This is a genomic window from Streptomyces sp. NPDC002513, assembly GCF_053595355.1.
The window spans coordinates 19304-37652 of the sequence record NZ_JBSFXK010000057.1; the positions used below are offsets into that span (position 1 = coordinate 19304).

16 protein-coding genes are annotated in these 18349 nt (G+C 70.8%); 7 read left to right on the plus strand and 9 right to left on the minus strand.

Going from position 1 to position 18349, the window contains the following annotated elements; all coding sequences use genetic code 11:
* Positions 1 to 9 precede the first annotated feature (9 nt).
* Positions 10 to 1479, minus strand: a complete 1470-nt coding sequence (locus ACWD5Q_RS28395) for a VWA domain-containing protein (RefSeq protein WP_451429906.1) — start codon at positions 1477 to 1479, stop codon at positions 10 to 12.
* Entirely contained in the window at positions 1476 to 2906 is a 1431-nt protein-coding gene (locus ACWD5Q_RS28400) for a hypothetical protein (protein ID WP_451429926.1), read from the minus strand. The genes ACWD5Q_RS28395 and ACWD5Q_RS28400 overlap by 4 nt, the downstream gene beginning before the upstream one ends.
* A 1038-nt stretch (positions 2907 to 3944) precedes the next feature.
* On the opposite strand from ACWD5Q_RS28400, the gene ACWD5Q_RS28405 reads away from it, so the two are divergent.
* Positions 3945 to 4661 carry a hypothetical protein gene (locus tag ACWD5Q_RS28405; RefSeq protein WP_451429907.1) on the plus strand — a complete coding sequence of 239 codons (717 nt, stop codon included), beginning with the start codon at positions 3945 to 3947 and terminating at the stop codon, positions 4659 to 4661.
* Between the two features lie 819 nt (positions 4662 to 5480).
* Entirely contained in the window at positions 5481 to 6335 is an 855-nt protein-coding gene (locus tag ACWD5Q_RS28410; protein ID WP_451429908.1) for a ribonuclease BN, read from the plus strand.
* Between the two features lie 160 nt (positions 6336 to 6495).
* Here ACWD5Q_RS28410 and ACWD5Q_RS28415 read toward each other — a convergent pair whose 3' ends face one another.
* Both ACWD5Q_RS28415 and ACWD5Q_RS28420 read right to left on the minus strand, forming a co-directional pair.
* Positions 6496 to 7590 carry an alpha/beta hydrolase gene (locus ACWD5Q_RS28415; protein WP_451429909.1) on the minus strand — a complete coding sequence of 365 codons (1095 nt, stop codon included), beginning with the start codon at positions 7588 to 7590 and terminating at the stop codon, positions 6496 to 6498.
* Between the two features lie 238 nt (positions 7591 to 7828).
* Positions 7829 to 8050: a hypothetical protein gene (locus ACWD5Q_RS28420; protein ID WP_451429910.1), complete on the minus strand. Its 222-nt coding sequence runs from the start codon at positions 8048 to 8050 to the stop codon at positions 7829 to 7831.
* A gap of 271 nt (positions 8051 to 8321) precedes the next feature.
* On the opposite strand from ACWD5Q_RS28420, the gene ACWD5Q_RS28425 reads away from it, so the two are divergent.
* The 3 genes from ACWD5Q_RS28425 to ACWD5Q_RS28435 are packed head-to-tail and all read left to right on the plus strand — an operon-like array spanning position 8322 to position 10863.
* Positions 8322 to 8762 (plus strand): hypothetical protein, encoded by a 441-nt coding sequence (locus ACWD5Q_RS28425; RefSeq protein WP_451429911.1) that lies wholly within the window; start codon positions 8322 to 8324, stop codon positions 8760 to 8762.
* Positions 8759 to 9982, plus strand: coding sequence for an MFS transporter (locus tag ACWD5Q_RS28430; protein WP_451429912.1), 1224 nt, complete (start codon positions 8759 to 8761; stop codon positions 9980 to 9982). Before ACWD5Q_RS28425 ends, ACWD5Q_RS28430 begins: the two co-directional genes overlap by 4 nt.
* Positions 9979 to 10863, plus strand: coding sequence for a LysR family transcriptional regulator (locus tag ACWD5Q_RS28435; RefSeq protein WP_451429913.1), 885 nt, complete (start codon positions 9979 to 9981; stop codon positions 10861 to 10863). Before ACWD5Q_RS28430 ends, ACWD5Q_RS28435 begins: the two co-directional genes overlap by 4 nt.
* Before the next feature lie 283 nt (positions 10864 to 11146).
* Here the strand turns inward: ACWD5Q_RS28435 and ACWD5Q_RS28440 are convergent, their stop codons facing one another.
* Positions 11147 to 11461, minus strand: a complete 315-nt coding sequence (locus ACWD5Q_RS28440; protein WP_451429914.1) for an ANTAR domain-containing protein — start codon at positions 11459 to 11461, stop codon at positions 11147 to 11149.
* Positions 11462 to 11972: 511 nt separating this feature from the next.
* The gene (locus ACWD5Q_RS28445; RefSeq protein ID WP_451429915.1) at positions 11973 to 12560 is read right to left on the minus strand and encodes a hemerythrin domain-containing protein; all 588 of its coding nucleotides are present in this window, start codon (positions 12558 to 12560) and stop codon (positions 11973 to 11975) included.
* 214 nt (positions 12561 to 12774) lie between these two features.
* Between ACWD5Q_RS28445 and ACWD5Q_RS28450 the strand changes: the two genes are divergently transcribed.
* Positions 12775 to 13242, plus strand: a complete 468-nt coding sequence (locus ACWD5Q_RS28450) for a MarR family winged helix-turn-helix transcriptional regulator (protein WP_451429916.1) — start codon at positions 12775 to 12777, stop codon at positions 13240 to 13242.
* Between the two features lie 167 nt (positions 13243 to 13409).
* Positions 13410 to 15083 (plus strand): MFS transporter, encoded by a 1674-nt coding sequence (locus tag ACWD5Q_RS28455; protein WP_451429917.1) that lies wholly within the window; start codon positions 13410 to 13412, stop codon positions 15081 to 15083.
* Positions 15084 to 15193: 110 nt separating this feature from the next.
* Here ACWD5Q_RS28455 and sbnA read toward each other — a convergent pair whose 3' ends face one another.
* Genes sbnA through ACWD5Q_RS28470 form a run of 3 tightly spaced genes read right to left on the minus strand, consistent with a single transcriptional unit; the run spans position 15194 to position 18331 of the window.
* Positions 15194 to 16222: a 2,3-diaminopropionate biosynthesis protein SbnA gene (sbnA, locus tag ACWD5Q_RS28460; RefSeq protein WP_451429927.1), complete on the minus strand. Its 1029-nt coding sequence runs from the start codon at positions 16220 to 16222 to the stop codon at positions 15194 to 15196.
* A gap of 37 nt (positions 16223 to 16259) precedes the next feature.
* The gene (gene sbnB, locus ACWD5Q_RS28465) at positions 16260 to 17330 is read right to left on the minus strand and encodes a 2,3-diaminopropionate biosynthesis protein SbnB (protein WP_451429918.1); all 1071 of its coding nucleotides are present in this window, start codon (positions 17328 to 17330) and stop codon (positions 16260 to 16262) included.
* Entirely contained in the window at positions 17327 to 18331 is a 1005-nt protein-coding gene (locus ACWD5Q_RS28470) for a TauD/TfdA family dioxygenase (RefSeq protein WP_451429919.1), read from the minus strand. The genes sbnB and ACWD5Q_RS28470 overlap by 4 nt, the downstream gene beginning before the upstream one ends.
* Positions 18332 to 18349 lie beyond the last annotated feature (18 nt).

Sequence of the window (18349 nt, forward strand, 5' to 3'; positions counted from 1 at the left end):
GGCGGCTGGCTAGGCGAGAAACGTCTTGAGTTCCTGGACGAGCTTGCGGATGTGGCCGGAGATCACCGGTGTGCCGAGGTCCTTGAAGCGCTCTCGGAACCAGGGGTTGACGCTGCCGCGGCCCGAGCTGGTCACCGAGCCGACCGGGATGAACCTGACCCCGGAGCGGTACAGGGCGGACATACTCTCGAACAGTTGCTCGGTGTGCCATTCGTAGAAGTCGGATATCCAGACGACCACGGTGTTGCGGGGCTCGGCGACCTTGGGCTGGGCCAGTGCCATGGCGACCGTCCCGTCGGTACCGCCGCCCAGGTTGGTGCGCAGCAGCGTCTCGAAGGGGTCGTGCACCCACGGTGTGAGGTCGAGCGCCTGGGTGTCGTACGCGATGAGGTGTACGTCCACCTTCGGCAGCCCGGCGAAGATCGACGCCAGGATGGTGCAGTTGACCATCGAGTCGACCATGGAGCCCGACTGGTCCACCACCACGATCAGCCGCCGGGGCGTCGTCTTGCGGGTGGTGTGGCGATAGTAGAGGCGGTCGACGTAGAGCCGCTCCTCCTCAGGACTCCAGTTGGTGAGGTTCTTCCAGATCGTGCGGTCCAGGTCCAGGTTGCGGAAGACGCGCTTGGGCGGCACCGAACGGTCCAGGGCACCGACCGTGGCCTTCTCCACCTGGGTGCGCAGAACCTCCGCGACCTCGTCGACGAAGCGGCGGATCAGGGCCTTGGCGTTGGCCAGGGCGACGCCGGAGAGGTTGTTCTTGTCGCGCAGCAGCTGCTCGATCAGCGACATGCTCGGGGTCAGCCGGGCGGCGAGCTGCGGGTCCGCGAGAACCTCGCGCAGATGCATCCGCTTGACCAGCTCGGCCTCGATGGAGCCGAGTTCCGGGCCGATCGCCGGGATCAGCCGGCTGAGGTCGGGCGTCACACCACGGCCCCCGGAGCCGGTCGGGCTGACGCCCCGGCCTGCGGCGCCTCCTCCCGTGTGACGGCCGCCGCGCAGGTCGCCCGGCTTGCAGCCGAGTGCGCGCTCCAGCCAGCCCGCGTCGGACTGCCAGCGCGACAGTTGGGCGGCGGTGACGGTGCCGGAGCCGGAGGCGAAGACGTTGAGCAGTACCTTCGACACCAGCGCCGCACGCCGCACCTCGGCCGCGTGGTCGCGAGCGCCCTCGTCGTCGGGCTCGGGCACCATGAGTCCCTCGAACTCGGCGGCCAGCTCCGGATGGCGCTGCACGATCGAGTCCACGGAGGTCCCGGGGTCCTGCAGCGCGGGCGGCAGGCCGATGTCCTCGACGACGGCGAGACTCGCGGATTCGAGCGTCGCCTGCTCCTCATGGTCGAAGAGACGGGCGAGAAGCCGCCAGTACAGGACCTGACGACGGCTCTCGTGGCTCGTTGGTCCGATCGCCTGCCCGGTCGTGCGACCGGTCGCCTGCTCAGTCGTCTGCTCAGTCGTCTGCTCAGTTGTTTGCTCGGTCATTTCCGCAGCAGCCTCCCCGCGCGCTCCCGCAGCGCGGCAACGGCGTCGGTGGCGGCCTTCTCGGCCTTGACGCCGGCCTTCTCGGCCGTACCGCCCGCCCACGCCCCGGCGTGCACCGCCACCGCCTTCTTGCGCACGGTCGTCTCGACGGCGAGCGGCTGCACCCTGAACGCGCCGGCGTCCCAGCGCAGCAGGCCGATGCAGGCGCTCGACGCCGCCACGGCCTCGGGACCGAGCGGCCCGGCATCCGGCGCACGGTCGGCATCGACGGCGACGCGTTGACCGGCGACCTCGAACGTGAGCGCGTCGTCGTCCCGGTGGACGGTGTAGCCCTCCAGCAGTACGGGGACGGCGAGACGGACCGGGTGCCGGTCCAGCGGTGCCGTCGGCGCGGCGGTCGCCGTGGGCAGTGCGACGCGGGCGGTGGCGAAGGCGTCCGCGGGCTCCCCCGGACGCCCGTGCTCGTCACTCCAGATCAGGTCGCCTTCGGCGGTGATCGGCATGTCCGCGAGGTCCATGGAGCGGCCTTCACCGACGACGGTCAGCAGCGACATATGCGGTCGCATCAGCTGCCAGACGCCGGCTCCGAGGACCGTGTCCGGCTTCGGCACCGAGACACTGGCACGCACCAGGCGGGGCGCGGTGCCGTCGGCGGGCTCGAAGACCGCGTGGACCTGGGCCTGTGCGGCGGTCGCGTGTTCCTGCACATCGATGCCGAGGGGCAGCAGGCGTCCGGTGACCGTGCCGGCCGTGGGCGTGCCGACGGCCTGGGGCAGCGTCAGGAGCATCGCACGCGACCACAGGTCGCCCCAGCGGCGTACGGGTATCCGTTCGAGGGAGGCGCCGGGGCAGCAGGCGGCGAGTTCGGCGGCGAAGCCGTCGAGGAGTGTCCCCAGGCGGCGCAGGGCCGGGTCCGGAAGCATCGCGGAGACGATCTGCGCCGCCCCGAAGACCGTGTCGTGGTCGATGCCCTGCCATCCGGCGCGCGCCAGATCGGACAGCCAGGAGCGGGCGGCGGCCAGCAGGTTCGCCGCCGGCTGCGCACCGGACTCCAGGACCGCCGCCGCCTCGCCGCGCCCCCGGCCGGTCGTCTCCTCGACACGCGTCATGAGCGCGTCGTGCACGGCCCCGAGCAGTGCGGTGCGGGCGGCGGCGAGGGCGACGAAGTGGTCCTCGCCCGCGGCTCCGGCAGCCGCCTTCTGAGCCGCCTCGGCGGTTCTGGAGGCCAGCGGTGTCCCCGTGACGGCATGGGCGAGTTCCTCGAGGCCCGCGGTCTGGCCGGGGTGCGGACGGAGCAGTCCGCCGACGAGAGCCCGGTCGAAGGCGTCGACGGCCGTCAGGGCCTCGTCCAGTCCGGCGATCGGTTCGGCAAGCATGGCGGCGCGCTCTCCCACGTGCCCTTCCTGCGCTCGCGGGGGCACCTCCATCACCCCGGACCTGGTCGGCGGGAACCACTGCATCTCGGGCATCGGTACGGTGCTCGGAACCAGTTCCAGATAGGCCAGATGGCGCAGGAACCGGCTGAAGACGGCGGCGGCCGCCTTGGAGTCCGCCTGCGGGGGACGGGTGCCGCTCATGACCGAGGCGATGGTCGCCGCGTTCCGTTCCGCGTCCGCGACCTCCACGCGCAGGTAGCGGGCGACACGCTCGGCCCCGTACTGGAGCACCGCCTCGTTGATCAGGGCCCGGATGTGGTTGCAGAACGTGCCCCGCGCGCCGCCGCAGGGGCGGTTGTTGTTGGTGCTGCAGGCGAACGCGTAGGTCCCGGCCGCGACCGACGAGACGTACACCCGCTCGATGTCCGAGCCGCTGGACACCACTCCCTGCAGACGTCCGTCGGCCAGCTCGACGAACGGCACCTTGGCCAGCTTCCGCGGCCGCGCGGGTGACGTGACCCGTGCCGTGCTCGACTTCTCCCAATCCGACAACGCACCATCTCCTTTGCGCCCAGGGGACGTCCACGCCGGATCGGCGGGACACGGCTGAACTTAGTGGCGACCACTGACAACGCCCTCGTGGAGCGGCCCGCCGCCCCCCGTCGGCCCGGCGACGCGGCCGACGATCGGCCCCGGGCCGACGTTCCGGCCCGTCTCGAAAACGGCCCTGGGCCCGGATGCCACAGCGGTCCGACGAGGCGGCACAGACGCGCTGAACCGGCCCTCGGAACGCCCTCGGCTCAACTCCGGGCGCTCACCGCACCCGTGCACGCGCCGCGGGGTACGCCGCCGCATGGCGTACGGCACACCCGGACGGACTAGCCAGGTGTCTTGGCGTCGGACGTCCCGCCCGGGCGGCTCTCACCGCAGGGAGCCACCATCGGCCGCGCCCGGGATGGACGAGGCCACCGCGCGATCTCGAGCCGGTTCGCACACGCTGATCACGGGGCCGGCCCACGCGGACATCCGCTCCACAGGCAGGTCCGCCCCTCCCGCCGTCCCACGACCCCAGACAAGGGAGCACGCGCAATGGCAGTGACGACGGACGCGCTCATTCCGGTGCTGCAGGACGCCCGGAAGACCCACGCCGCTCTCATCCACATGCTGCGGGCGGATTTGGCTGTCACTCCCGCACATCCGCACCGCCACACACTGGAACACCTTCTCGCCGACGTACGGGAGTACATCGACCGCATCGACGACCGTGTCCGCGCCCTGCGGCCCCGCCGGCTGCTGAGCGACGCGACCGCCATCGTCCGGACCCTCGCGTCGGTCGCCGTCCGCGCCGCCCGCATCCCGCTGGAGGCCGGCGCGATGATCGCGGACGGCGTCCTGCTCGGCGGCCGTCCGGCCACCGACCGCCAGATGCTGAGGATCACGGAGTGCGAGTACGCTGCCGCCGCACAGTCCCTGGCGACCTGCCGAGCCGGTGAGAGCATCGCGGCGCTCGCCGGTGACGAGGCGGCCATGGACCTGCTCGGAGCGCTGCGCCAGCGGGACGAGGAGTTGCTGCGGACACTGGAGAACCGCCTCGAACAGCTCGCCCTGGCCCTGGCCGAGGCAACCGCCCGTGGCGGCCGGTCGACCCGTACCTACGGCCCGGCCCCGGCGCCGGCCCATCTGACCGGACTGCAGAGCCATCAGTCCTGGTCCGGCCACGGCCCGTCCACGGACAGCCAAGTCGGCTCCGGCGCACCGGGTATGGGACTGCGGGCCGCCGCACCGGTGGCGGGAGCGGGTCAGTAGCGATCGGCGAACGGCGCGCGGGGACAGCCGGCCGACCGGCTTGGGCGCCTACCAGGCCGCCTTCCGTGAACACCGGTTGGAGGCGGCGGCCGTCTCCGTCCTGCTCCCGTGTATGCGCGCGGGCGCCGGCCGGGCCGCGGAGCCCTGCGCAGCACGCGACGGCTCCTCTCTCCTGCGGGGAACGAGGCACCACCGGGCCGCCGCGTCGGCGGCCGCGCACACGTCAGGTCCGGAGGTTCTCCCTGGCGCCACGCTGCCCTCACAGGCGTTGCCTGACGACCGCCGTGAACTGCGGGCCGTTTCCGCAGTACGCGTCCGTAAAACAGGGTCAGCACAGGTGTGTAAGCCCCCGGGCACCGTGTCTGTGCCGTCGAGCATGTGCAGATCCGCCCCAACGCGCTGCCCTTGCGGGTCGCTCGGCGCGACAGCCGCTGACGCCGGCCGGCCCTCCGACGACCGCTCGACCCCCTGGCTTCCGTACACAGAGAGAACCCCGCCTTCGGAGTACCGAAGACGGGGTTCCGTCGAGCGCCGGGCAGGCCTTGCACCTGCATTTCCCCGCAGGAAGCGGGGCGTCTTTCCTTGGACCACCAACGCATTGGGAAGGCACCGTAGTTCAGCGCCGTTCACTAGATCGAGTGTAGCGCACCAGCACGACACGCCGCACGCCGCGGCGTGGCCCCGCCTCGGCGGCGCCCGCGAGCACCAGCGACGGCCGTGCCGCCGGACGGCCGGAGACCGAGCTCGTCCCCGCACCGCCAGGGGTGGTCAGCGGGACCAGGAAGTTTCAGCTGTCGGTGGCTTGGGAACGGGGGACGCATGACGGGTTCTTCAGGCCCGCCCCCGCACGAACGGCCCCAGCACCGCGGACGGCACACACGCTGGCACACCCGCTGGCACAACTCGCCCGCCGGACGGCTCTGGCAGCATGGCCGCGAGATGGAACTGATGCACCGCTCCATGGGCTTCGCCGCGCTGGCTCTCGTCACCCTCGCACCGCTGCTGATCGTCGTCGCCGCCGCGGCCCCCTTCCAGCAGCGCGGCTTCGCCTCCTGGGTGACCGACGGCATGAGCCTGACGGGGCAGCCCGCGAACGCCGTCGACCACCTGTTCTCTGCGCCCCGCAAAGTACTCAGCGCGACCAGCGCCTTCAGCGTCGTCGCACTGGCTCTGTTCGGACTCACCTTCGCGTCAAGTGTCCAGACGGGCTACGAGAGGGTGTGGGATCTGCCCGCGGGTCGCTGGCACACCGTGTGGCGCCGCGCCGTATGGCTCGCGGCCCTGACGGCCTATCTGTTCGCCGAGGTGCAGAGCGGCGCGATCCTGGGGAGCGGTCTGGTCCAGTCCTTCGTCCGCATCACCCTCACCGTCGCGTTCGGCCTGCTGTTCTTCTGGTGGGGCCAGCACTTCCTGCTGGGCAGCCGGGTGTCCTGGCGGGCGCTGCTGCCCGGGGCGACGGCCACCATGCTGGGCCTGGTCGGCCTGCGCTGGTTCTCCTACCAGGTCTTCTCGCCGCTCATCGTGAACAACGCCGTCACCTACGGCACGGTGGGCGCCGTCCTCATCGTCCAGTCCTGGCTCATCGGGGTCGGCTTCGTCGTCTTCGGCGGCGCCCTGCTGGGCCGCCACCTCCACGAGGCCCACGCCGGACGACGGCCGCCACGCCCCGAGTGAGGGCGCCCCCGTGCGGCCGACCCGCGCCGTCGAGCCCGGTCGACCGGCGGCCGCCCGCATCGCAGCGGGCACCGCCCGGCCGCCTCGGGGGAGCCGAGCGGTCGGGCGGGGTGATCGGTCGGGGCCGTCGTATCGGTCCGAGGCGACGGCGCAGCCCACGTCAGCCGTGCAGGGCCTGACGCAGGGCCTCGGTGGCCTCGGCCACCGCGGACTTGGCGGCGTGGCTGTCGGCGAGCCCGTTGAGCATCACGAAGTCGTGGATCATGTGCGCGTAGTGGACGTGGGTGACCGGAACGCCGGCTGCGTGCAGCTTGGCGGCGTAGTCGCGGCCCTCGTTGTACAGCACATCGCTGTCAGTGATCACCAGCGCCTTGGGCAGGCCCTGCAACTGAGCGGCGGTGGCGCGCAGCGGGGAGGCGGTGGGCTGGGTGCGGACCATGGTGTCGGGGGCGTACTGGTTCCAGAACCACTTCATGCCCGCGGCGGTCAGCCAGCAGCCGGTGGCGAAGCGCTGGTAGGACGGGGTGGCGAAGTCGGCGTCGGTGACGGGGTAGAACAGCACCTGCTGGGCCAGCCTGGGACCGCCGCGCTGCTTGGCCATCAGGGTGACGGCGGCGGTCATGTTGCCGCCGACGCTGTCACCGGCCACGGCCAGCCGGGAGCCGTCGACGTTGATCTCGTCGCCGTGCTGGGCGACCCACTGGGTGGCCGCGTAGGCCTCCTCGTTGGCGGTCGCGTACCTGGCCTCGGGTGAGGGGGTGTAGTTGACGAAGATCACCGCTGCCTTGGCGCCGTCGGCTATCTGCCGGACCAGCCGGTCGTGGGTGGAGGCGTCACCGAGGACCCAGCCGCCGCCGTGGAAGTACATCACCGCGGGCAGCTTCCCGGTCATGCCCTGCGGCCGGACGATGCGGAGGGAGACCGAGCCGGTGGGACCGCCGGGGATGGTGCGTTCGGTGATGTCGGCGGGAAGCTTGGCGACCGGGTAGGCGGCCTGGAGGTCCAGGAGCGCCTTGCGGGCGGCGGCAGGCGACAGGTCCTGGATCGGCGGGCCGCCCGCCGCGGCGAGCTTGTCGAGGAAGGCCTGGGCGGTCGGCTCCAGGTTCTGCCGGGGGTCGCCGCAGGTTGCCTTGGAGGCGGCGGCAGCCGGGGTGGCCAGGGCCGGGACGGCGACGGCGAGGGCTGCGGTGGTGGCCAGGGCGGTCAGGGCCGACAGGGGCTTGCGCAGGCAGCGAGAGCGTCGGGTGGCGCTCATGGTTGTCCTCCTTCCGAGGGGTTCTTCCTCAGCGAGTGTTGGGTGTGCGCGGCCGAGTGGCCCGCCGGTCCGGTCCGAAGGAGTGGCGCTGTACGCCTGCCAGGGTGAACGGCGCGCCGGAACCGTTTGCGGCCAGGCCGCTCCGGCTTGCGCGCGCGGCCGTGCCGGCCGAGTTGCCCCGGTGGCGCGGGCCCCATGGAGACCTCCGCCAGGAATCGATCGCGTCCCGATCGCATGCTTACCGCGACGACAGCGGCAGGCCTGGCCGGCGTCGTCGCGCAGCAGCCGCGACGGATCGTCGAGTGCCGCCGCGGGTGCGGCAGGTGCTTCCGGCGGGCACCTCGCATGTGGGGAAGTCGAACTGTTCGACGGCGGCGGCCGGTTCGGCGAACTCTGGCATGTCGAACGCCTGGCGGGCTGCGGCGGCGCCCTCGCCGAACAGCGCGGCGGGCAAGCTCATGGCACTGGATGTGCCGTTGCGCTACTGCACACCCGTCTTTCAGCTGACCTCGTTCCGCGCTCAGCACCCGGACGGAGGTTTCGGGCGAGTTGAGGTCTGTGACCAACGTCGCATGAGGCGGATGCACCCCCTGTGACCTTGCTTCATTTCGCGGCGGAATTTTACATGCACGCTCCGCATTGGTGACAGGTACACGCATCTCTGTGTACTGCTTCCCGTCATTCGGATCACCGGCGCCTTCGAGCGTCGACACCAGAAGGGGAAGCACGTCGTGTACGAGGAATTCCTGTCCGCAAAACTGCACGAGCTGCGCAGCAGCGGGCAGTACCGCGAGTTCGTTGACATCAATCGTCAGGCGGGCGCCTACCCGCAAGCCGTCTACGACACCCCGACCTGGGACGCGGACTACCTTCGCATCTGGCGCCGGGGCGTCGACGGTGAGGAGGTGTTGCACGAGGTCGACCCCCGTCATCAGCAGGTCCCCGACCGGCTGCGGACCATCGTCAAGTTGCGCCGATTGGTCGCCGACGTCCTGCGCTTCGTCCAGCGCGGCGAGGTTCCTCAGGTCGCCTTCGCCGGGCTGACCGAATCGGTGGAACTGCAACAGCTGCTCAACACCATCGAAGAGCACGCCCGCGTCACAGGACCGGCCTGCTACTTCCCCGACGGCCGAACTGTCGCCTCCGACACGGACTGGGAGCGTCTGGGATGAGCGACACCCTCACTGCCGGGTCTCGCGGCAGGTTCGTGCTCCTGCTCGCGTTCGGCGCGTTCGCGCTCGGCCTTGACGCCTACGTCATGGCCGGACTCCTACCGCAGGTTGCAGGTGATCTCCATGTGGCGGAGTCGTCCGCCGGGCAGATGGTGACCGTTTTCACGCTCTGCTACGCCGTGGCCGCCCCCGTCTTCGCGACCGTCCTCGCCGGACGTTCCGCCAAGGCCGTCCTCGCCTGCGCCCTGACTGTCTTCACCATCGGCAACGCGCTCACCGCGCTGGCTACCGCCTTGCCTGTGCTGCTGGTGGCACGGGCCCTGGCCGGGATAGGCGCGGGCCTCTACTCACCGATGGCTGCCGCCACCGCCGCGGGCCTGTCCGGAGCGGAGCGTCGGGGACGCAGCCTGGCGCTGATCATGGGCGGAATGAGCATCGGCACCATCGTCGGCGTCCCCCTCGGTGTGCTGCTCGCCGAACGCACCGGCTGGCGGGACACTCTCTGGCTCATCACCGCACTCGGCCTGTTCGCCCTGGTCGGCATGACCTTGCTGCCGACCACCGCAGCGGCGCCGCCTCCCGCGCTGCGCGAGCGGATCCGCATCCTGGCCGACGGCCGCGTCGCAGGCATCGCCGTTGTCTCCCTGCTCGGCGGCATCGCAAGCCTCGGCCTGTACACGTATCTCGCACCGTTCCTCACAGACGCGGCCAACACATCGTGGACAGTCGGGCCCATGTGGGCATGGGGCGCGGGCGGCGTCATCGGCAGCCTGCTCATAGGCCGCATCGTCGACCGCACGCGCCGCCCCTTCGCGATCGTCGGCTGCGTCCTGGCGCTTCTGACCGCCTCGCACCTGCTACTGCCGCTCGCCGCCGGCGCCCCCTGGGCACTGGCGGTGCCATTGGTGATCTGGGGTGCCGCAGGCTGGGCCCTGCAAGTACCCCAGCAGCACCAACTGATCGCTGCCCAGCCGGAGCAGGCGCCCGTCGCGGTCGCCCTCAACAGTTCGTCCGTGTACCTCGGTTCCGCCATCGGCTCCGCGCTCGGCGGCACCGTCCTCGCAGCAGGGCTCGCCCCGGCGGCGCTTCCTTACTGCACCGCTGCCCTGGCCTTGTTGGCCCTCGTCCTGCACCTTACGATCGTCCGCCGCGCAGCCCATCGGCACACAGGAACCGCGAGCGGGACGGCACCCGGGTCGTCGGCCTCGCTGACCAAGTGACTAACCTGACGAAAATGGATATCGGCATCCACCACCTCAGGTGCTTCCTGACCCTGGCCGATGAACGGCACTTCACCCGGGCGGCAGACCGCCTCGGCATCACGCAACCTACCTTGAGTCGGCAACTGCGCCGTCTTGAGGACACGTTGGGCTACCGTCTGCTGGACCGCAGTACCCGCCACCCTCACCTGACTCCCGAAGGCCACCGGCTCCGGGCCGAATTGAGTGTCCTACTCCCACAGCTCGAAGCTGCTCTGGAGCCCGCCGCACCCGCGACGGACTTCCGCCTGGGCTACTCCTGGGGCTTCCCCTTGAGCCTGGGGCGGAAGGCCATCGCCTCTATGGAGGAGGAGCACCAGCTCCTCGTACAGCCGGTACGGTCCGACACCCGCACCGCCGGCCTGCGCGAAGGCACCGTCGATGCCGCCCTGATCTGGAATGCCGACGACGACCCCCGCCTGACCGCAATCCCGATCCTCCGCGAGCCACGCGTCGCGGCCGTCTCCCGACGCTCCACCTTGGCCGTGAAATCCACCGTCACCTGGCGCGACCTCGGCCGCCGCTGCATCGTGCTGAACACCACCAGCGGCACGCTCACCCCCGACGACTGGCCGCGCACTTCCACCCCCGAGATCGGCGCCGAAGCCACCAACCTGGAGGAATATCTCCATGCCGTCGCCGCCCGCCGCGGTGTCGGCGTCCTGCCCTCCTCCGTGGCCGCCGCGAACCCTGATCCCGACATCCTCTACGTCCCCCTCGCCGACGCCCCTCCAGCCGTCCTCTCTTATGTCTACCCGCGCAGCAATCCCCACCCACACGCACCCACCCTCGCCAGAACGTTCCAGCGCATCCCCGTACACAAGCCCGTCAGCCCGAAGTGAGCGAAGGCATGGAATGACACCCACACTGCCCAGTGAGGTGCAGCAATTCGAGAGCGAAAGAGAGTCTTCGCTCCGTTGGATCGGGCCAACCAACACCAGTTCGTCTGGTGACCAATTCCTCCACGATCAGCGGGCATGGCAAGGCTCGGTCCGCTCGCCGATCCCGTCCGCCGCGACCTGGCTGTCCAGGACACCCCATCATCTCCCAGTGCCCGCGGCCGCCCGTTCGACAAGCCGGGGACGGCGGCGGGCGGGATACCGGGTGGTGGCCGCGGTACGGGTCTCAGGGATCTGTGTCGGAGCCGATCCTGTTGCGGTCCAGGGCCCGCCTGAATTCGTCCAGCTCCGGCTGCGGCAGGTCACCGCCCTGGGCGAACTTGAGGACGTGTTCGGCGACGAGCCTCAGCTTGGTGTTGGTGCGCTGGGAGACGTCCCGCAGGACTCCCCAGGCCTGGTCCTGCGGGATCCGCCCCAGAACGACCACGGCGCCGATCGCCTGGTCGACCAGGGCGTGCGAGGTCACGGCACGCTTCAGTTGCCGATTCTCCACCCGCAGCCGCTCGCACTCTCGGGCGAGTTCCGTGGCGCCTGCTGTCACACTTCCACCTTCCCGCAGGACACCTCCGAGCACGACTCAAACGTGCGTCACGCCGTGTTCACGGCCAGGCGCGGCGGGCCCGTTCCCGTGTCCCATGTCCACCGTGGTGGTGACGCGCACAGCGCAGGGCCTGCGGGGGGACGAGCCGAACCTGAACCGTACGGGGGGCTCGACCGGGGCGGGGAGCCCAGGTCCTCGCCCGCGTAACGGACCGCGGCGCCGGGTGAGGGGACGCACGTCCTTCGTCCCGTAAGCCTCGTGGTGGCAGGCGCCGCCACAGGTGCGTACGCCCAGCGGCGGCCACGCCGACAGGGCCGCGCACGCGGCCCAGGCGGGACGGCAGGTGAGCGGCCCGGCATGGCAGGGCTCTGCGCAGCCATCCCATGGGACCTCGGCAGACCAGCCGTCGAAGCCCAGCCGATCCCGGCGACACCGGCCGTGCGCGCGGTGCGGTGCGGGGTTCCGTACCGCTTCCACGGCCTTCGGGCTCCCCGTACCTGGCACCGCCGTGTCAGGTACCGCCCCGGGATCGGGTGAGGGCGTCCTTCACCCGGTCGATCATGGAGACGAAGGGCCCGGTCAGCCACAGGGCCGTGGTCGATCCCGCCGCGGTCGGGTGCGGATGGGTCGGTGCCATCTTCTCCGCCACCTGGAGCAGGGTGCCCATGCCCTTGAGCTGGTGCTCGTCGCAGCCCTGACGCACGGCGGGGAACTCCTCCTGCTCCTCGCGCTCGGCGTGGTCGATCACGGACCGCTCGAAGGCGGCGATCCCGGCGTCGAACTCGGGGCTGCCGACGGCTATCTTCTCCATCTGGACGAGGACCTTGTTGGCTTCCAGCTCCTCGTGGTTGCGGGCCTGGGCCTCGGCCGCTCCGGCGGTCCTCTTCGCCATGGGGCGCAGGATCATCTCCTCCGCGCTCTCGTGGACCACCAGCAGGGCCCTCAGCTCGTCGAAGATCTGCCTCTTCTGCTCCTGCCGCGCGTGCTTGACCTCGTCGAACAGGTCTCGGATCCGGGCGTGCTGCTCCAGCAGGATGCGGACCACGTCTCCCTCGGGAAGCCGGGCCGCCTCCTCGCGTTCCGTCGTCGCGTTGCTCATCACTGCGCCCTCCTCTCCTCATGTCTCCATATCGGCCGTCAGCATCACCCGGGCGGGTAACCCTGGCAGGGCCGGACAAACGAGGCGAGGCGGACGTCCTCACCTTCGCCGTCGCGGCCCTGCGGCTCCACGTGTATCGCGTCAGCGGCGACGACTCGATGATTACTAACATTTGATTGAACAGCCCAGGCTGATAAACCTAGTGTTATTACCTATGAAGGCAGACGAAGACGCAGGGCTCGATCGCAACACCGTCGAGGCGGACACCGTGCGCCTCGCCTCCGGCCTGCGACTGGCCGTGAGCCGGATGTCCCGGCGGCTGCGCCAGGCGCATGCCGTCGGCGATGTGACGCTCTCCGAAGTGTCGGTGCTCGCCCGGCTCGCGGCTGACGGCCCCGGTTCCCCGGGGGCCCTCGCGGACCTGGAGCGCGTACGGCCGCAGGCGATGGCCAGCACGCTGGCCGGGCTCGAACAGCGCGGACTGGTCCGTCGTACCCCCGACGCGGCGGACGGGCGACGGGCCGTCGTGGCGATCACCGAGGAGGGACGGGCGATGCTCGCGGAGCGGCACTCCGAGTCCGTCCACCGGCTCTCGGCGGCCCTCGACGAGTTCACGGCCCAGGAGCGGGAGACGCTCGCATCGGCCCTGCTCCTGCTCGACCGACTGGCGGAACGGCTGTGAACGCGGGCGCCCCGGGCCCCGGCGGCCGGCCCAGGAACCGAGCGAGGGGCGGCGGCCCGTCTGCCGTCCGCACTCCACGCTCCGCGCGTCGGCGGGACCTGCCCGCGGGCCCGGGCTACAAGTGGGTCGCCCTGTCCAACACCACACTCGGTGTACTGATCGCGACGATGGACGCCTCCATCGTGATCATCTCGCTGCCCGCGATCTTCCGCGGGATCGGTCTGGACCCGCTGGCACCCGGCAACATCGGCTATCTGCTCTGGATGATCCTGGGCTATCTGCTCGTGTCGGCCGTGCTCGTCGTCGTCCTCGGCCGGCTCGGCGACATGTACGGCCGGGTCAGGATCTACAACCTCGGCTTCCTCATCTTCGCCGGTGCGTCCATCGCGTTGTCCCTGGACCCGTTCCGGGCGGGCGCGGGAGCCCTGTGGCTGATCCTGTGGCGCATCGTGCAGGCGTTCGGGGGCTCCATGCTGACCGCCAACTCGGCCGCCATCCTCACCGACGCCTTTCCCGCCCGGCAACGCGGCATGGCCCTCGGCGTCAACCAGATCACCGCGCTCGCCGGACAGTTCCTCGGCCTCCTGGCCGGCGGCCTGCTCGCCACCGTGGACTGGCGGGCCGTGTTCTGGGTGAGCGTGCCGGTCAGCGTCACCGGGACGATCTGGTCGTATCTGAGCCTGCGCGAGACCGCGGCGGGCCACCGCGGCCGCATCGACTGGCTGGGCAACATCACCTTCGCGGCGGGCGCGGGAATCCTGCTCGCCGGCATCACCTACGGCATCCAGCCCTACGGTTCCAGCGCCACCGGCTGGGGCAACCCCTGGGTGCTCGGCGGGCTGATCGGCGGCGGCGCCCTGCTGCTGCTCTTCTGCTACGCGGAGACGCGCGTCGCCGAGCCCATGTTCAAGCTGGCCCTGTTCAAGGTGCGGGCGTTCGCCGCGGGCAATCTGGCCGCCCTGCTGACCGCGATCGCGCGCGGAGGGCTGCAGTTCATGCTGATCATCTGGCTGCAGGGCATATGGCTGCCCCTGCACGGCTACGCGTTCGAGGACACCCCGCTGTGGGCGGGCATCTTCATGCTGCCGCTGACGCTGGGGTTCCTGATCGCCGGTCCCCTGTCCGGCTATCTCTCGGACCGGTTCGGCGCCCGGGTGTTCTCCACGGCGGGTCTGGTCGTCGTGGCAGGCTCCTTCCTCGGCCTGCTCACCCTGCCGGTCGATTTCGACTACGGGCCGTTCGCGGCGCTGCTGCTGCTCAACGGGCTGGGCCAGGGCATGTTCTCCTCGCCGAACACATCGTCGATCATGGGCAGCGTGCCGCCGGAGTACCGGGGCGTCGCCTCGGGCATGCGCTCGACCTTCCAGAACTCGGGCACCGCCCTGTCCATCGGCGTGTTCTTCTCGCTGATGGTCTCCGGGCTGGCCTCGTCGCTGCCCACAGCATTGCGCAACGGGCTCACGGCGCACGGCGTCCCGGCCGGCGCGGCCGAGCACGCGGCGTCACTGCCGCCGGTCAGTACGCTGTTCGCCACCTTCCTCGGCAACAACCCCGTCGAGCATCTGCTCGCCTCCGGCGGGACGCTCGCGCATCTCTCGGCGGCCCAGCGTGCCGCCCTGACCGGTCACAGCTTCTTCCCGCGGCTGGTCGCCGAGCCGTTCCACCACGGGCTGGCCATCGTCTTCGCCGTGGCCGCGGGCATGGCCCTGGTCTCCGCGCTCGCCTCGGCGCTGCGCGGCGGGCACGCTCCCGCGCCGCACCGCACACCGCAGGACGGGCCGCCCGCCGCCGGCGCCCTCTCGAAGGAAGCACAGGGACGGCACAACCCGCCCTCCCCGTGACCTCCCGCCCCGGACGCCGGCCCGCCGGTGAGCCGCCGACGACGGCAACCGGTGCGCGGGAGTCCCGCGAGGCGCCCACGCTCGGGTACGGCGCGCCGGGGCCCGGCTAGCTAGGCCTCCGGGCGCCGGCGCGACGCCCGTGACGTGGGCTCGCCTCCCCGGGGATCCTTCGTGATCTCTTCGGAGTCGAGGAGGATCCGGTCGCCGTACAGCGCCTCCAGCCAGTTGGTCTGATAGATGGTGTCGAGGTAGCGCTCGCCGAGGTCCGGGGCGATGCCCACCGCGGTCACTCCGCGCGTGTCATGGCGGGACAGCCAGTCCATCGCGCCGCTGACCACCGTCCCGGTGGAGCCGCCGAACAGGAACCCGCGGCGGGCCAGTCGGTGGCAGGCACGGATGGTGTCCGCCTCCTCGACCCGGATCACCTCGTCCACAAGGGACTCGTCCAGCAGCGGCGGGCGCATGCTCATGCCCAGACCGGGGATCATCCGGCGGCCCGGCTTGCCGCCGAAGGCCACCGAGCCGACGCTGTCCACGGCGACGATCCGCACCGGCTTGTGCCACTGGCGGAAGTAGCGCGCACACCCCATCAGGGTCCCGGTGGTGCCGGCCCCGATGAACAGCACGTCCAGCTCCGGGAACTGCCTGGCGATCTCCGGTGCCGTGGTGCGGTAGTGCGCCCGCCAGTTGCCCGGGTTGGTGTACTGGCCGAGCCACACATACCGGTCGTCGGACGCGCACAGCTCGCGTACGTAGTCGATTCGTGCGCCGAGGAAGCCTCCGTTGGCGTCCAGGTCGGCGACGATGTGTACCTGGCTGCCCAGTGCCTCCATCAGGAGTCGGGCCGACAGGTTGCAACGGGAGTCCGTGACGCACAGGAACTGGTAGCCCTTGCTGGCGGCGATCATGCTGAGCGCCACGCCCAGGTTTCCGGACGAGGACTCGACGAGGATCGAGTCCGGCTTCAGGACTCCCTCCCGTTCGGCGGTCTCCACCATCTCGATCGCAGCCTTCAGTTTGATCGAGCCCGCGAAGTTGAAGCCCTCGCACTTCAGGTACAGAGAACGCCCGAAGATCGGCTCGAGGTCGACGTACAGCTGGCTTTCGTTGAAGGCGTGAGGAGCGGTTATGACGGGCACGGTGGCCTCCTGGTGCCAGGGCTGAGGGAAGGCTTCGTCAGCCATACCGGCGCAGTTCGTGGAAGAAGTCGTCGATGAGATGGAGGTGTCCGGCCCGGGCGGCTTCGTCGTAGACGTACTTGCCGACGGCGAGGTCCAGGACGCCGAGCCCGAAGGGCGAGAAGACCACCGGCCGGTCGGCCGGCGGGGTCGCCCGCCCGGTCATGACGTCGTTGAGGGTGCCGTCCAGGAAGTCGCGGTTGCCGGTGGCCTGCTCCACGAGGTGAGGGGATGTATCGGCTTTCAGGCAGTGCTCGACGTCGTCGACGTAGTTCGCCGAGGCGAGCAGGACCTGGGGGTCGAGGTCGCGCAGGGAGACGTGCAGGACCAGCGGGTTGTGGCTGAACCATGCCGGGTCGGTGACATGGGGTGCGCCGGCGACGGTGGCGAAGATCACCAGGTCGCTGGAGCGGATCAGGTCCTCGGCACTGTCGTGGACGGTGACCTGGCCGGTGGAGGGGGACTGCCGCAGATAGCTGCAGAAGCCGGCGGTGCTGTCGGCGGACAGGTCGTGCACCCCGATCGTGTCGAACGTCCAGCCGGTGCCGATGAGGAACGAGTGGATGTAGCGGGCGATCAGGCCCGCACCGAAGAATCCGACCCGGGTGGGGCGGGTCCGGGTGCGGCTGAGCCAGTCCGCCGCCAGCGCGGCGGACGCGGCGGTTCTGGTGGCGCTGATGATGGAGCTTTCCAGACAGGCCAGCGGGTAACCGGTGTCGGGGTCGTTCAGGATCAGGACCGCGGAGGCCCTGGGCAGCCCGGCGGACACATTGCCGGGGAAGCTGGAGATCCATTTCAGGCCGTCGACCCGCACGGACCCGCCGATGGAGGCCGGCAGGGCGATGATCCGGGCCGTCGGACGGTCGGGGAAGCGCAGGAAGTACGAGGGTGGGTTGACCGAGTCCCCTGCGCCGTGCAGCCGGTAGGTGGTCTCGACCAGTTCCACGATCTGTCTCTCGCGCCCCTCGAGTGTTTGCTGTACCTGCGCACCGGAGATCACCGCGAAGGTCGGCGCGGGGAACCGGGGTGGCGGGGCAGGCTGGGTGGCGGGGGACGGCAGAGTCGTCATCGCGGACTCACCTCCGGAGTCGGGCGGCTCTCGGAGGGTCGCTGCGGTTCGGCCATGGCGACCAGCACCTGGCGGTCTCCGGTGAAGGGCTCGCGACTGTGTGCGGTGCGGATGTTGTCCACGAGCATCACGTCCCCCGGCTGCCAGGGCTCGCGCCGGGTGTGCTCCTCGTAGGTGGTGTTGATCAGCTCGACGACGTCCTCGCCGATGGGGCTGCCGTCGCCGAAGCAGGTGTTGAACGGCAGACCGTCCGCGCCGTATTCGTCGACCAGGTACTCGCGCACATCCGGGGCCAGCGTCCATTCGTTGAGGAAGGCGATCTGGTTGAACCAGCAGCGCCGGCCCGTGCGCGGGTGCCGCACCACGGCGTCACGGCGCTGGCGCGTCCGCAGCGACCCGTCGGGCTGCCAGGCGAAGTCGATGGCGTGGTCACGGCAGTACCGCTCGACGGCAGCGTGGTCGTCCGTGCCGAACGACTCCTCCAGGGACGCCCCGATCTCGTCGTTGTAGCTGCGGGTGAGCAGCCAGCCCTCGCGTTCGAAGCGTTCGCTCAGCGTGGTGGGCAGCGCCTGGAGCACGCGCTCCGCGTCGGCGACGGCGGTCGCGCCGCCCTCGCCGGGCGCGCGCAGGCACGCGAACAGCATCAGGCCGGGAGCCTCCAGGGTGTAGCTCAGCTCATGGTGCATGCACATCGGCTGGTTGTCCGGCCAGGCCGCGGAGGAGTACAGCCCCGGGCCGTGGCGCTCCCGGGGGGCGAAGGCCTCGCGCTCGGTCATCAGGCCATCGGCGAGTCCCGCGAAGACGGCGGCGACCTGGTCGGTCTCCCGTACTCCCAGGCCCCGGACGAGGAGCGCCCCGTGCTCGGTGACCTGCCCGCGCAGCGCGTCGCGGTGCGCGGCCGCCCAGCCGGCCGCATCACCCGGTGCGTCGACGTGCAGGACCGGGGGCTTGTCCGGCAGTAGCTCCACCTCGAGCAGTGATGCCGGGGATGAGGACGACATCTCGGATTCCTTTCTATC